This is a genomic window from Falsirhodobacter deserti (assembly GCF_004015795.1).
GTDB lineage: Bacteria > Pseudomonadota > Alphaproteobacteria > Rhodobacterales > Rhodobacteraceae > Falsirhodobacter > Falsirhodobacter deserti.
On sequence record NZ_ML137222.1, the window covers coordinates 14865 to 29195 of the forward strand.

The following is a 14331-nucleotide window of genomic DNA, read 5'->3' on the forward strand; positions in this document are numbered from 1 at the left end:
CACCGCCGATGATTATCGTCGTCTCATCGCGGCTTTGATAGAATACGGTCTGCCTGTCACCGTCGGTTTCGAGGCGACAGGCAACTATCACCGGGCGCTGATGTTCGCCCTCGGGGCCGCGGGGTTCGAGCTGAAGCTCGTGTCTTCCGTCGCTCTCGCCCGCACGCGGGAAGCGCTGCACAACAGCTGGGACAAGAACGATCCCAAGGATGCGCAGGTCATCCTGCGTATGCTGGAGATCGGTGCGGTGCAAGTCTTTCACGACCCGTTGGTTGCTGGCACATGCGACATTCAGGAACTATCGAAGACCTACGAGATGGTTGCGCGGTCGAAGACCGAACTGTGGCATCGTCTCCTGACCCATTACCTGCCCCTGTATTTTCCAGAGGCGGACCGGTTCCACCGCAGTTCTCGTGGTGACTGGTTTTTGGCGTTCCTTGAGGCTTTTCCGTCTCCCTACATGATCACCGCCATGGACAAGGATGCTTTCATAGAGGCTGCCTGGCCGGTAATTGGTCGCCGCGTTGGCAAGGCGGCGCTTCTAGCGGATATCTACGAGACGTCAAAGACTTCCGTGGGTCTGCCTGTCGCTCCAGATTCAGATGCAATCCGGATGTTCCGCCTCGTTCTAGCGCAAGGACGCAGCCTTGTTCAGCAGCGCAACGCCATCGAGGATCGTGCGGCAGAGCTGCTGGCCGACCATCCAGATTATCAGCTGCTGCGCACGATACCCGGGATCGGGCCTGTCAATGCGCTGGCTGTTCTGGCCGAAGCCGGTGATCTGCGCCGCTTTCGTCATCACCGCCAGTTTCTGAAGTTCTGCGGTATGGACCTCGCGACCGTGCAATCCGGCGTATTCCGCGGACGAAGCAAAATCTCGAAGTATGGCAATGCCCGCCTGCGTCGCACACTCTGGCTGGCCAGTCAGGCCGCCGTGCTGAAGCCCGCCAACAGCTTCCGCGACAAGTTCGAGCGCTACATAGCGCAGGATCGCCACAATCCCGATCTGCGCCGCAAAGCCTATACTGCCATCGCTGCGAAGATGGCACGCACCATTCACGCCGTGATCAAATCCGGCGAACCCTATCGTCCCTTCTTCGAGGGGACGAGCCCAGGCGGAAGGACCCCTCTCTGTAGAGCCGTGGAGGCAGCCTCCTGACCTCGTAGATAATGTTCGGGCCTTCCGCTTGGGATTTAGGATCTCGTCTTAAGGACGGTGAGGGCGGCATCGTGGCCGACCCTGTATTTGATATGGAAGAGACCACTTCTTGACGGCGGAGCCCGCCTGGGCAACTATTCAAAAGGCATCCGGTCGCTCGGATGCCCCGTGATCTGATGCTCAAAACGGCAAATCGCTCCCGGCATAGGACGTTGTCGCTGACGATGCAGGCCGGCTCGCCATGGATCCTGACCAGCGCATTCAACTCTCGGGCCACCCTCGCGCCCGGGATGCTGGTGTCTTCGACCAGGCACAGGTTCTCGCGGCAGCAATCGTCGATCACCGTCAGGATCCGGAACCTGCGCGGGGCTCCGAACGTGTCCGCCACGAAGTCCAGCCACCAGCGCTGGTTCGGCATCAGGGCCGCCGGCATCGGCCTGCACGCTTGCGGCCCCGTCGCTGTTCGACCGAAAGTCCTTCCTCGCGATAGAGCCGATACAGGTTCTTCTGGTTCATCAGCATGCCCTTACGCTCCAGCAGCAGACCGATCTGCCGATAGCCGAACCAGCGGCGCACAGCCGCGATCTCGCGCATGGCCTTGCGGATCTCCGGATTGTCGGGCGGATGCTGCGCGTCGCACCGTCCTCGGATCGACACCGACCAGAACGCAGGTCCGACGTCGCGAGATGTCATGATCCCGCATCGCCCTGAGCACCGCCTCCCGCCGCACCTTCGGTGTCGTCAGGGCTTTCCCGGAAGATCCTTGAGCATGATGTTGTCGAGCATAGCATCCGCCAGCAGGCGTTTCAGCCTGCCGTTCTCGTCCTCCAGTGCCTTCAGCCTTTGCGCATCGGACATATCCATGCCGCCATACTTGGCCTTCAGCTTGTAGAACGTCGCCCGGCTGAGCCCATGACCCCGGCACACCTCCGCCGTCGCCATCCGGGCTTCCTACTCCTTGTAGCATTCCGATGATCTGCGCCTCGGTGAAGCGGCTTTTCCTCATGTCGTCTGCTCCTTCGTGATGAAGCAAGCTCTACATCAAACCGAGGGACCTTCCGGGGGGCAGGTCAATACCACCTGCTGAATGGAAAGCATCCTCTCGCCGCTTTCAGTAGAGACCAAGGGCTGATTGCGACCGGGCACAGCGTGGAGCCGACCCGGAACGTCACGTTGTCGGGCGGGTTGAGGGTGCAAGGCTCCTGGTCAAAACGGGTGCAAATGCCGCTTTACGCCAGAAGTTTGTTGTGGGTGCCGATTTTGGCGACCCGCGCCCTAGTTCAGAACGAGGACCGGGTCCATATGCGAGATAGTGTGCAATGACAAAGACCGTCTTACCCGCCGTGTCTGAGACCGGGGATGGATCGGCGACCACGGTTGAATGCGGTGACATCCTGCAGGGATACAAGAAGCAGATCCGGTGATCTGCAGGAAACCTGCAGCGACGCGCTACACGCTTCGTACATCTGGCAACACGCCTAAAGTGGTAGGAGGACCGTTGATCCGGATGCTAAGCTAGTGTTTGCGTGCTGCATGTCCAAGGCTGGCTGCGGAAGTTGGATGTGCCTCAAGAGGGGATGAAGTTCTATCTCCTAAAGACGACTTACGTCTCGGGGGACCATCTTCTGGTTTGTTCGCTGGTCGATGCCCTCATCATGCAGATATGTATTGAGGCTCGGGCGACCGTCTGCTGCGGAGGTAGTTAAGACTTTCTCGGCTACACCTTCCAGCTCTGGAAGGTGACGGGCGCAGCGCGCCGAAGCCGCTACACGCATTCATTCACAAATGGATAGCATTTGGTGTTGGCGGCTCTACCACTCGGGCAGGTTGCGATCCTACTAGGTGATACGTCGAATTGACTATCCATTTGTTGTCCGTTCGCCAAAGCCCCGCGATAGTTAGATTCGCATGAAAGGCGTTTCTGGTACTCGCCCATTGCTCCAGATCATTTACGATGAGGCGGGGTTGACAGCTGTCAACTTTCAGCCAGCTTGCGCTCCCCTGAGAAGCGCCTTGATCATCGGTTCGGTTCTGAAGCTGCCGATCGAGGCCTTCTTCACAAGACTTCTCAGGTAAGCTCCGGGGCAAGATATGTGCTCGAATCTTTGGAGGATGCACAAGACCGTAATGGCTGCGTCAGTTACTCCCATATAGCGTTTTGCATCCCGCCAAACGTTCGAAGCGATTCCCATCATCGGGTAAACCCTGTCTGCCGTAGCAACCAGCCTAGGCCAATCGGTTATCGGAGCTGGTGCGTAGTCGCTACTATTGGAACATGCAGACAGAACAGCGGCCAGATCATGGCATTCATCCGTTTCTACGTACTGTTCAGATTCAGATGGAGTTTTGTTTGAATCCTGTATGTGCCGCTCATTTTGGCTGTCATTGGCGCTCAGGATCTCTGCTTGCGGCTGAGGGGGCAGCACCTTCGTCGCGAGAGTCGCCACGTCATGTGCTAACGCCTTAACCTCGTCCAGTGACAGCTTCCGGCGAAGGCGGCGATGCAGGTCCGCGGCTTCAGCGGTGGCACCACGCAGCTGCGAAATATCGCGAAGGTGAAGGATGATTGTCTCGCGCATCTGCTTCAATTCTGCGGCCTCGCGATGTGCGGCTTCTGCGGCTTCAGTGATCTCGTTTGCGCGGGCCAAAAGCGGGCGCAGGTCGAAGCCGAAGGCGCGGCAGATACTGCCAGTCGCGTCCCGGCGGGCGAAGCGTTTTCCATTGGGGCTGTCGTGGCGCATGATCAGGCCGGCACTGACCAGCGCCGCAATATGCCGACGCAACGTGCTTTCCGGCATCCCGTGCAACCGCTCAGACAGGCGGGCATTGGAGGGGAAGACGATTGTCGGTTCATCCACCGACAGGTCGCGGGGCGGGTGGAATGAGACCAGCGCCTGCAGAACCGCCAAATCTCGATCGCTGACACCAAAGGCGCGGCGCGCCGCTGCAAGCGCGTTCAGCAAAGACCACTTGTCAATGGGTGTGGCAGGGCAGGGCGCCTCGGCCAGTGCGCGGTGTGCTGCGGCATCGGTCTGCATCTGGCCAGCAGAAACCGTCCGCCGCCCGAAGGGCGTCGTGGAAATGTGCTTCATTCGCGTTCACGAGGATGCAAATTTCAGGCCGTCCGGACTGACGGGTGTTGACAGCTGTCAACTTCTGGCGTTACGTACGAGTGCTTAGATCGACGAAACGGCCTCTCGGGATGTCATGTCCTGGGGGGCTTTTCTTTTGCTTTCCCTTTTCGTGCCTCCTTGTTGTTGCCGTTTATTCGTCACGACTGGCAAGCCAGTCATGGTGAATTGCTTCCATATTCGCCACGAGCCAGTCATCGAAGCCGGCAGCGGTGTCTCGGGCGATGGTGAGTGTCGTCGATCTTGCGCTGCGGCTGACTTGGCCCAGTGGACCGTTCGCGCCGGGCAGGACCTGTCGTGCCGGTGGCTTGGATGCGGCGGTAACATTGGCCAAGACAGCCTCGAACCGCGCGTCCGAGGTGTTCCCAACTGCCGCAGCGACAAGCGCTCCCACGTTGCGGCTGGCAATGCGGCTTGTCAATTTCATCCAACGGTCGCGGCCGATGCCAGGCGCCGCGCCGATCGCTGTCAGCAGGGCAGGGGGGACGGCATCGGCGATGGTTAACATCCGCGAAATCAATGTCTTGTCGATTTGAAGGGCGTCGCAGATCACCTTGCGGTCGTATCCGCTGTCGCGCATGTGCCGCGCGAAATTCGCCTTCTCGATGAACGACAGATCCTTGCGGGCGGTGTTTTCCTGCCCTTGTGCGATCACAAGGTCACGGTCGTTCAGATGGCGGACCATCGCCTTCACCGGCCGGCCAAGCAGCTTCATCGCGGCCACGCGGCGGCGGCCATAAACGATTTCGTATCGGCCTTCACTGTTAGGCGAATGGCGCAACAGGACCGGAACCTGCTGCCCGTATTCCCGCATGGATTCGGCCAGAAGCGCGATGCCCTCGGGATCGTCATCCAGACGGTCGCGCAGGCCTGCATGGTCGATCATGTCGGAAGGCACCTCGATCACCGAACGGTTGCGCAGATCAGCGATGGACTGGCTGACGGCGCCGATCGCACCCTTCGTTGCGCGGGGCTGTGCCGAAGGGACGGGTGCGCCTGGCGAAGGGGAAAGCAGCCCTTTCAGAAGATCTTTCCGCGCCATTATGCCACCCCTTTCCGGCCCCAGGCCTGCTGGATCAGCGCTCCGATCTCACCGTTCACTGCGTTCAGGCTTTCGATCGCGCGTTCATAGGTGGAGCGGGTAAACTGGTTCCGTTCCACCTCATAGAGCGTTTGCTTTGTGATGCCAGCATCCGAAATGGCGGTGGATTTCAGAACCGGATGGTTCAGCACGTGTTCCCCGAACATCGAACGCATGAAGCTGACCATCTGGTTCTGCGGCCCGTCGCCCGGTTCATATCGGGTCACGACATAGCGCAACCAGTCATAGCTCATGTTGCCACCCGCCTCGGCCACGACACCAAGAAGATTGGACGTCATCAGCAGGAACTGACACATGGACATCACGTCCAGCATCTGCGGATGAACGGTAACAAGAACCGCCGTGGCGGCAGAAAGTGCGGACATCGTCAGAAACCCCAGCTGTGGTGGGCAATCGATCACGACGACGTCGTAATCATCCTGCACCTCTGCCAGCTTGTCGCCCACGCGGGTAAAGAAGAACTGAGCGTTCCGTTCGGACAGGGCCCGGGGGGTTTCATGCTCGAACTCCATGAGGTCGAGGTTGCCGGGAATGATGTCGAGCCCGGGGAAGTAGCTTTGCCGGATCACGTCCCGCAGGGGCACCGGATCATCATAGCGGATCGCGTCGTAAAGCGTGCCGCCGTCGATCAGGTCGAATTCGGGCTGGAATCCGTGCAGGGCCGAAAAACTGGCCTGCGGGTCAAGATCCACCGCCAGAACACGGTATCCGTCCAGCGCCAGTTTCTGCGCAAGATGCGCTGCGGTCGTCGTTTTGCCCGACCCGCCTTTGAAGTTGATGACAGTGATGACCTGAAGATGGTCGCCATCGCGCCGCCCCGGCAGATAGGTGCCGGGAGTCTTCGTGCCCTTTTCCAGAAGATGGCGCAGATCCTGCACATCCTGAAGGCTGTAATACCGGCGTCCGCCGGCACGCGTTTCGGGCGAGGGGCCGCGACCATCCAGATGCAGCTTGCGCAGATAGGCGTCCTTGATGCCCAGAAGATCAGCCACCTCGCCACTGGTGAACTTGCGCACGTTCTTGGTGGCATTGGGTGGAAAAAGCTGTTCACGATGGGCCTGAAGCCGCTCGGAAAGCCGCTGTGCGTGTTCACCCACGAGAACGTCGATCCGTTCCTGCCGCCTCATTCAACCCTCATGTCCAAGCCGTGTGTTACGGTTCTAGTCGTTTTATATGATTCTTGGCGTAAATGAGTGGACTGGAATCGAGATTCGGGCAAGACGTTTTTCACGAAGCGGTTATCAGCCCGGTGACTTCTTGCGATATGGCAAAGATTGCCATACATTATGGCCAGCTGAAGGGGATCTGCCATGTCCACGATGAACGTTTCACTTCCCGAACCGATGAAAGCCTGGGTTGAGTCGCGCGCCCGCACGGGTCGATTCTCCAACTCCAGTGATTATGTGCGCGACCTGATTCGGCGGGACCAATTGCGCCAGGCGGCACTGGCCGAGGTGCAGGCAGCGCTGACAGACGGGTTGCAGAGCGGCCCTGCAACGCCGTTCGATCTGTCGTCCTTCCTGTCCGAGCGCCGTGGCTGATTATCTTCTGACGCCGAAAGGCCATGCCGATCTGGCCCAGATCTGGGCGGAAAGCGCGGATCGCTGGGGGCAGGCACAGGCCGACACTTATGTCACGGCGCTGACGGGAACGTTCGCGCTGATCGCGGACTTCCCCTCCATGGCGCCTTTGCGGCGGGAGTTTACACCCCCGCTGCGCATCCACCCGCACGGGTCGCACCTGATCCTTTATGTGGGCGCCGATCCGATCACCATCGTTCGCGTGCTTCACGGGCGGCAGGATCTTCTGGCTGCCCTTGACGGCTAGGCACGTCCCGGCGCGCTGGCGCTGCCTTCCGCCCGCTGCCGGCGTGAATGCGGGCCAAGCAGCGCAACAGCCATGGCATCTGCCGTCCTGATCGCACCTGCGATGCCGCGGGCCGTCAGGTCACGGTGGACAGAGTGGATCACGTTGGTGGGTCGCATCGCCTCCTCGCCCACACGCAGCAGGTCACTATCCGACACTTCTGACAGTCCAAGATCGGCCAGCCGGACGGGAAGGCCGATGGTGTGGCAGAAGCGGGCAGCCTCCTCGAACTCGGCCGAAGGGCGGTTCTCCAGCACCAGCAGGCACAGCACGCCGAAGGCCACCTTTTCACCATGGAAGAAGTGATGGGTGGGTTCCAGGATCGTCAGGGCGTCGTGAATTCCATGTGCGCCCGAAACCCCGCAATTTTCGAACCCCAGACCAGAAAGAAGGGTGTTCGCCTCGATCACATTCTCCACCGCATCGGTAAGGCAGCCCGCCTTGGCGGCAAGATACGCGGCAAGCCCGTCGCGCATCAGCACATCGTGACAGCTGCGCGCAATGGCGGCACCGGCAGCCGTAACCGCATAGCCATCGGCGATGTAGTTCTTCGACCGGCTTTCGAAGTTCGACCGCGCCTCGTACCAGGTGGAAAGGGCGTCGCCCATTCCGGCAGCAAGAAAGCGGACGGGCGCGCGCAGGATCACGTCGCTGTCCACCAGCACCATGTCCGGATTGCGATAGCACCGTTCCACCCGGTCATAAACGCCTTCCGCAGAATAGATCACACCGATGGAACTTGTGGGGCTGTCGGTTGAGGCGATGGTGGGAACGGTGAGGATCCGGGCGCCGGCATCGCGCGCAGCGATCTTTCCGGTGTCCAGCGTCTTGCCGCCGCCCACGCCGATCACCGTCGCACACCCCTTCGCCAATCCGGCACAGCGTGCGACCTCGTCCTCGGTGGATTCGCCGCCGAAGACCGTGGCCACCGTTTCCACGCCATGCGCGGCAAGAGAGGCGCGCAGCGCGTCGCCATAGGTCCGCTCCACGAAAGCATCCATCAGCAAAAGCGCCTTCGGGCCAAGCCCGGCCGCATAAAGCCCGACATCCGCCAAAACCCCCGGCCCCTGAACATAACGGAGAGGCCCGCCGTATCCGCGTTGTGTCATATCGTTTTTCCTTCAGCGCAGCGTCAGGCCGCCGTCGATGGTGATGATTTCGCCCGTGGTGAAGCTTGCCGCATCCGAGGCGAGGTAGACTGTCGCGCCCACAAGTTCGTCCGTCCCGCCGATGCGGTTCTGAACCGCGCCCTTGGCCCAGTGGTTCGCCACCACATCGGGATGTTCGCGCAGCACCTCGTCCGTCAGTTCTGTTCGGATATAGCCGGGGGCGATGGCATTGACGCGGATGTTGTGTTCGGCCCATTCGGTGGCCAGCGCCTTGGTCAGCATGTGCACGCCTGCCTTCGACACGTTGTAGGCCGCGTGGCGGAACGGCCAGTTCACGATCCGCCCCGACATCGACCCGACCGAGATGATGGAGCCCCCCTTCTGCGCGATCATCTGCCGCCCCGCCGCGCGTGACATCAGGAATACCCCGTCAAGGTTCACGGCCATGGTGCGGCGCCAGTCTTCCAGCGGCGTGTCTTCGGCAGGGGAGGGCAGGACGATGCCCGCATTGTTGATCAGGATGTCAACGCGGCCGAACGCGGCCACCGTTTCCGCCACAAGCCGGTCGGCATCAGCCTCCACCGAAACATCGGCCTGGACGGCAAGGGCACGCCCGCCGGCCGCCTCGATCGCGGCCACCACGCGGGCCGCGCGGTCGGCGGCGGACTGATAGTTCACGATCACGGCCGCGCCGCGCGCGGCAAGCCCCTTTGCCAGCGTTTCGCCGATCCCCCGCGATGCGCCGGTGACAATGGCCACGCGGCCCGAAAGGTCGAAGATGTCTTTGGTCATATGCATGGGTCCCGTAAGTCAGGCGGCAGCGCTGAGGGTGTTGCCAAGGAGGTGTTCGGCCACCCGCACGGCCTGCGCCACGATGGTCAGCGACGGGTTGAAACCGGTGGAGGACGGCAGGAACGAGGCGTCCACGACATAAAGGTTGTCGACGTCCCAGACCTTGCAGAACGGGTCCAGAACCGAGGTGGCCGGATCGCGCCCGAAGACGGCGGTGCCGCATTGGTGCATGGACACGGTGATGTCCATGCGCTGCGTGATGATCAGCGGATACCCGACGGAGCGCATGATCTGGCCCCATTTGCGAACCAGCTCGTTATGCGCCTTTTCGTTGTTGGGAGTGTACTGGATGCGGACGGTGCCATCCGGGTCCAGCAGGACGCGGTTGTTCCGGTCGGGCAGATCCTCGGACATGATCCACCAGTCGACGGAGCGCTTGGCGAACAGGTTCATCATCCATTCCGGGATGATCTTCATGTTTGCCGTCAGCATCCCGCCCTGAAGCTTGCCCAATCCCTGCACATTGCCCAGCGGATAGGGGCGGTGGTTATTGGCAAGATAGAAATCGTTGACGGCCATCGACTTCTGGAAGGTCACGCCATTCTTGCGGAACGGGTGCACGGCCATCATCGCGGTGTTGTTGTGGGCCATGTAGTTGCGGCCCAGAAGGTCCGAACTGTTGTTGCCGATCCCGCCCTTGTGCTGATCGTTGGCAGACCGCAGCAGCAGCACGGCAGAGTTGATCGCCCCGGCCGAGGAGATGAAGAGATCACCGCCGATGGTGCGGATCTGGCCATCCTGTTCAACTTCGATCGCGGTGATGCGCTTGCCGGTCGGATCGGTCAGCAGGCGCAGCACCTTCGTGTCCAGCACCAGATCGACCCGGTTCGTGGCGATGGCGGGACGGATCAGCCGCACCTCGGCATCGTTCTTGGCGCCAAGCTTGCAGGCAAAGCCGTCGCAGGTGGCACAGCGGATGCAGGCGCCGCCTTCGTGCCGGTCGATCGCGATGGGCAGCGGAAAGGGGCGCAGACCCTTGGCACGCAACTTTTCTGCGATGGCCTCGATCTCGGGCTCGTGCCCGATGGTGGGGTGGGGGAACGGGCCGGAGCGGGGCGGCTCGATCGGGTCCGCGCCCGCCGTGCCATGTGTGCCCATCAGGCGTTCTGCCTCGTCGTAAAAGGGCGCAAACTCCTCATAGCTCCACGGCCAGGCGGGGGCGATGCCGTCCTCATGCTCCAGCACCTCGAAATCTTCCTTGCGGAACCGAACCGTCGCCGCGCCGAAAAACTTCGAGTTGCCCCCGACGTAATAGAAGGTGGAGGGGTGAAACGGCTTGCCGTCCTTGTCGCGCCAGGTCTCTTTCGCGGTGTATTTGCGATCGTGAAAAACCGCCTTGACCGACCAGTTGTCGGCCTCGCGCGGAAGGTAGTTGCCGCGTTCGATCATCAGGACGCGCGCCCCGCCCGCCGCAAGCCGGTTCGCCATCGCGCCCCCGCCCACGCCGGCCCCCACGATCACCACGTCATAGTGGTTGTCGATCGCATTCATCGTCTTCCTCCCTCTGCTCGGCGGTGGGCCTCCTCTGCCCGCCCGCCTGGCCGTCACATGATCGCGCCGACCTGCCACGGCACGAATTCGTTGTCGCCATAGCCCAGCTCCTCGCTGCGCGTCGGCTGGCCCGAGGCCGTGTCCAGCATCAGCTGGAACAGCCTTTCGCCAAGTTCTTCGATGGTTTCCGCGCCCGTCACGACCGTGCCGCAATCCATGTCCATGTCTTCGGCCATGTGGCGGTACATTTCGGAGTTGCTGGCCAGTTTCAGCGATGGCGCCGGCTTGAAGCCGGAAACGGAGCCGCGCCCGGTGGTGAAGGCGATCAGATTGGCGCCGCCCGCGACCTGCCCCGTGACGGCCACGGGGTCATATCCGGGCGTGTCCATGAAGACGAGGCCATGCTCCGTCACCTTTTCCGCGTATTCATAAACCGCGTTCAGCCGCGACATGCCACCCTTGGCCACTGCCCCCAACGATTTTTCAAGGATCGTCGTAAGCCCGCCCGCCTTGTTCCCATGCGAGGGGTTGTTGTCCATCTCGGCATTGTTGCGGGTGGTGTAGTCGCGCCACCACTCGATCCGCTCCAGCAGCTTCTGCGCAACCTCGGGCGAGGCGGCGCGGCGGGTCAGCAGGTGTTCGGCGCCATAGATTTCCGGCGTCTCGCTCAGGATCACGGTGCCGCCATGACGCACCAGAAGATCGGCGGCAAAGCCAAGGCCCGGGTTGGCCGAGATCCCGGAATAACCGTCCGATCCTCCGCATTCCAGCGCCAGCGTCAGGCCGCTGGCGGGCAGCGGTTCACGCCTCGCGGCGCCGACCAGCGGCATCATCTCTTCCACCGCGCGGATGCCGGCTTCCACCGTGCGGCGCGTGCCGCCAACCGTCTGGATCGTCATCGACCGCAGACGATCCGATTCCGCCAGCCCTTCGCGCTGCAGAAGGGCGGGGATCTGGTTCGTTTCGCAGCCAAGACCGATCATCAGCACGCCGCCCACATTCGGATGCGTGGCATAGCCCGAGATGGTGCGGGCAAGGTAGTCATACCCTTCCGCCTTCGTGTTGAAGGCACAGCCGCCGCCATGGGTAAGCGCGATGACGCCGTCCACGCCGGGAAAGGGGGCGCGCGTTGCAAAATGCTGCGCCACCGCCTTTGAAACCGTGGCCGAACAGTTCACCGAGGAGATGATCGCGATGTAGTTGCGCGTTCCAAAGCGCCTATCCGGCCGGCGATAGCCAAGAAATGTCGCACGCTCCGCCTCTGCCACCATCGCGGGGGGCGTGGCATCCACGCACATGGCGTAATCGCGCGTGAATTCACCGACTGTCAGGTTCTGCGTGTGGACGTGATCGCCCGGCGCGATATCGGCGGTCGCGAAACCGATGGTCTGCCCGTATTTCGTCACCGGCTGTCCCCGCTCGATCGGGGCCAATGCCATCTTGTGGCCGCGTGGGATTTTCGCGCGCGGCCGCACGCCGTCGACATCGGGCATTTCCGCGGGGTCGATCCGCTCGCGTGCGACAGCGACGTTGTCGGCCGCGTTCAGCCTTATCAGGGGCGAGACGTAGTTGGCTGTGTCTGGCATCAGGAATCCTCGGACAGGAGTTCGCCTGTCCTTTCATGGTGAAGCTTCGCCATCACGTCGAACGAGGATTCGAGGTGGATGCGCATGGCAAGTTCGGCCTGGTCGGGCTTGCCTGAGGCAATGGCGGCGGCAATGGCTGCGTGCTGTTCGGTGACCACGGCAAGATGGCCAGGAACCGGGGCCGACATCTGGCGCATCCGGTCCAGATGCACCTTGGCCAGCGTGATGAAACGCCAGATGCGGGGCATCCGGCTCAGCCGCGCGATGGCCGCGTGAAAGGCGTCATCCTCGTCAAGGTATTCGTGCAGCTGATCCGCTGCGATCAGCCTGCGCATCCGGTCGATGATCGGATCCAGCTCGGCCCCGGGGTTTTCGGCGACGGCCGCGGCCCTGCGCACGCTTTCGATTTCCAGCGCGCGGCGGATCACGAATCCTTCCTCCGCCACCTCGAACGAGATCGGGCTGACATAGGTGCCGGAGTGGGAGATGACGTTGACCAGCCCTTCATCGGCAAGCCGCTGGACCGCCTCGCGCACAGGGGTGCGGGAAATCGAAAGCTCGGCGCAGATGTTCTTTTCCACAACGGCCTGACCCGGCGCCAGATCGAGCATGATGATGGCGCGGCGCAGCATCTCATATACTTGCTCGGCTTTTTGTGGTGCGCGATTCTGCATGTCATGGCTCCTCTCTACTCAGAAATAGCGCGTATTTGCGGGGTTTCGCAAACGGTTTTTGGAGGCGCTTGACAGACTCATATGTCGGTGCGCTAAATGACTCATATATCGCTGGGCTGATGACGGAGGAGGTCGCAGACCGGTTGCCACAAGAAGGGGCAGGGCGGGATCAGGCGTTCCGCTGCTTTGGAGGAGTTGTCTTGAGCACCATAAACTACCTGACGCGGATCGAATTCGGAGAGGGCGAGATTTCGCGCCTGCCGGAGTTTCTGGCCGGGCTCGGCGTGCGGCGACCCCTGATCGCGACGGATCGCGGCCTTGTCGCCACGGGTCTGGTGGATCGTGTGACGGCGCAGATACCGGAGGCTGTCGTTTTTGCCGACACCCCTGCGAACCCGACCGAAGAGGCTGTTACCTCGGCCCATGCCCTTTATGTCGCGGAAGGCTGCGACGGGGTTGTTGGGTTGGGCGGCGGCTCCTCGCTGGATCTGGCAAAGGCGGTGCGGCTGCTGACGGGCCATGATGGCCCGCTGGAGCAGTACACGGCCGTGTCGGGTGGCGTCGGACGCATTCATGGCAACATCTGCCCGATGATCGCCGTGCCCACAACTTCGGGCACCGGATCTGAAGTCGGGCGCGCTGCCGTCATCATAACCGCCGAAGGACGCAAGCTGGGCATCATCTCGGGGCATATGCTGCCGACGATTGCGCTGTGCGATCCCGAACTGACCTACGGGCTGCCGCGCGGGTTGACAGCCGCAACCGGGATGGATGCGATTTCCCATTGCCTGGAAACCTACATGGCGCCTGCGTTCAACCCGCCGGCCGAGGCGATCGCGCTGCACGGTCTGGATTGCGGGATGCGGTCACTGGAAGCCGCGATGGCCAACGGGCAGGATGCGGCAGCGCGGCGCGACATGATGACCTGCGCGCTGGAAGGCGCAATGGCGTTCCAGAAAGGGCTGGGGGCGGTGCATGCGCTGACCCATCCGCTTGGCGCGATCCGCGAACTGAACCTGCATCACGGCACGCTGAACGCGGTCCTGATGCCGGCGGTGCTGCGTTTCAATCGCCCGGTCATCGGGGCGAAGTGGGATGAACTGGCGTCGCGCATGGGCGGACAGCCGGATGCGGTGATCGCCGCAATGAACACGCGCATCGGCATGCCTTCCGGCCTGCGGGCCATGGGCGTGACGGATGCCATGATGGAACAGGTGTCGCACGCGGCCCTGAAGGATCACTGTCATGCCACCAATCCGCGGGTGGCCACGCAGGAGGAGTATCTTGCGATTTTGAAGGAATCGGCCTGACGGCCGCGCCGGGGAAGAGGAGCCCCCGGCGGTTTGGGAGCATGGGCCGGA

12 protein-coding genes and 1 pseudogene are annotated in these 14331 nt (G+C 62.0%); 4 read left to right on the plus strand and 9 right to left on the minus strand.

Annotated features, from left to right (window positions below; genetic code table 11):
- Positions 1 to 1159, plus strand: a 1159-nt coding sequence (locus tag JX25_RS14305; protein WP_128255837.1) for an IS110 family RNA-guided transposase, incomplete at its 5' end; no start/stop codon positions are given.
- 211 nt (positions 1160 to 1370) lie between these two features.
- Here the strand turns inward: JX25_RS14305 and JX25_RS14310 are convergent.
- From JX25_RS14310 to repA, 4 genes and pseudogenes are all read right to left on the minus strand, one after another.
- Positions 1371 to 2165: pseudogene (locus JX25_RS14310) on the minus strand (transposase); the annotation flags it as partial.
- A gap of 976 nt (positions 2166 to 3141) precedes the next feature.
- The gene (gene repC, locus JX25_RS14315) at positions 3142 to 4251 is read right to left on the minus strand and encodes a plasmid replication protein RepC (protein ID WP_128255780.1); all 1110 of its coding nucleotides are present in this window, start codon (positions 4249 to 4251) and stop codon (positions 3142 to 3144) included.
- Between the two features lie 172 nt (positions 4252 to 4423).
- A complete protein-coding gene (gene repB, locus JX25_RS14320) occupies positions 4424 to 5332 on the minus strand; it encodes a plasmid partitioning protein RepB (protein ID WP_128255781.1) in 909 nt (302 codons plus the stop codon).
- Positions 5332 to 6519: a plasmid partitioning protein RepA gene (gene repA, locus JX25_RS14325; protein ID WP_128255782.1), complete on the minus strand. Its 1188-nt coding sequence runs from the start codon at positions 6517 to 6519 to the stop codon at positions 5332 to 5334. Before repA ends, repB begins: the two co-directional genes overlap by 1 nt.
- A gap of 183 nt (positions 6520 to 6702) precedes the next feature.
- On the opposite strand from repA, the gene JX25_RS14330 reads away from it, so the two are divergent.
- Both JX25_RS14330 and JX25_RS14335 read left to right on the plus strand, forming a co-directional pair.
- A complete protein-coding gene (locus JX25_RS14330; protein ID WP_128255783.1) occupies positions 6703 to 6933 on the plus strand; it encodes a type II toxin-antitoxin system ParD family antitoxin in 231 nt (76 codons plus the stop codon).
- Complete coding sequence (locus JX25_RS14335; RefSeq protein WP_128255784.1) at positions 6926 to 7219, plus strand: type II toxin-antitoxin system RelE/ParE family toxin; 294 nt, start codon at positions 6926 to 6928, stop codon at positions 7217 to 7219. Before JX25_RS14330 ends, JX25_RS14335 begins: the two co-directional genes overlap by 8 nt.
- On the opposite strand, the gene JX25_RS14340 is transcribed toward JX25_RS14335, so the two are convergent.
- The 5 genes from JX25_RS14340 to JX25_RS14360 are packed head-to-tail and all read right to left on the minus strand — an operon-like array spanning position 7216 to position 12970.
- Positions 7216 to 8367, minus strand: a complete 1152-nt coding sequence (locus JX25_RS14340) for a glycerol dehydrogenase (RefSeq protein ID WP_128255785.1) — start codon at positions 8365 to 8367, stop codon at positions 7216 to 7218. The genes JX25_RS14335 and JX25_RS14340 overlap by 4 nt on opposite strands.
- Before the next feature lie 12 nt (positions 8368 to 8379).
- Positions 8380 to 9159, minus strand: coding sequence for an SDR family NAD(P)-dependent oxidoreductase (locus tag JX25_RS14345; protein WP_241557998.1), 780 nt, complete (start codon positions 9157 to 9159; stop codon positions 8380 to 8382).
- 18 nt (positions 9160 to 9177) lie between these two features.
- Positions 9178 to 10710 (minus strand): GMC family oxidoreductase, encoded by a 1533-nt coding sequence (locus JX25_RS14350; RefSeq protein WP_128255787.1) that lies wholly within the window; start codon positions 10708 to 10710, stop codon positions 9178 to 9180.
- Positions 10711 to 10763: 53 nt separating this feature from the next.
- A complete protein-coding gene (locus JX25_RS14355; protein ID WP_128255788.1) occupies positions 10764 to 12296 on the minus strand; it encodes a UxaA family hydrolase in 1533 nt (510 codons plus the stop codon).
- Entirely contained in the window at positions 12296 to 12970 is a 675-nt protein-coding gene (locus tag JX25_RS14360; RefSeq protein WP_128255789.1) for a GntR family transcriptional regulator, read from the minus strand. The genes JX25_RS14355 and JX25_RS14360 overlap by 1 nt, the downstream gene beginning before the upstream one ends.
- 200 nt (positions 12971 to 13170) lie before the next feature.
- Between JX25_RS14360 and JX25_RS14365 the strand changes: the two genes are divergently transcribed.
- Positions 13171 to 14280, plus strand: a complete 1110-nt coding sequence (locus JX25_RS14365; protein ID WP_128255790.1) for an iron-containing alcohol dehydrogenase — start codon at positions 13171 to 13173, stop codon at positions 14278 to 14280.
- Positions 14281 to 14331 lie beyond the last annotated feature (51 nt).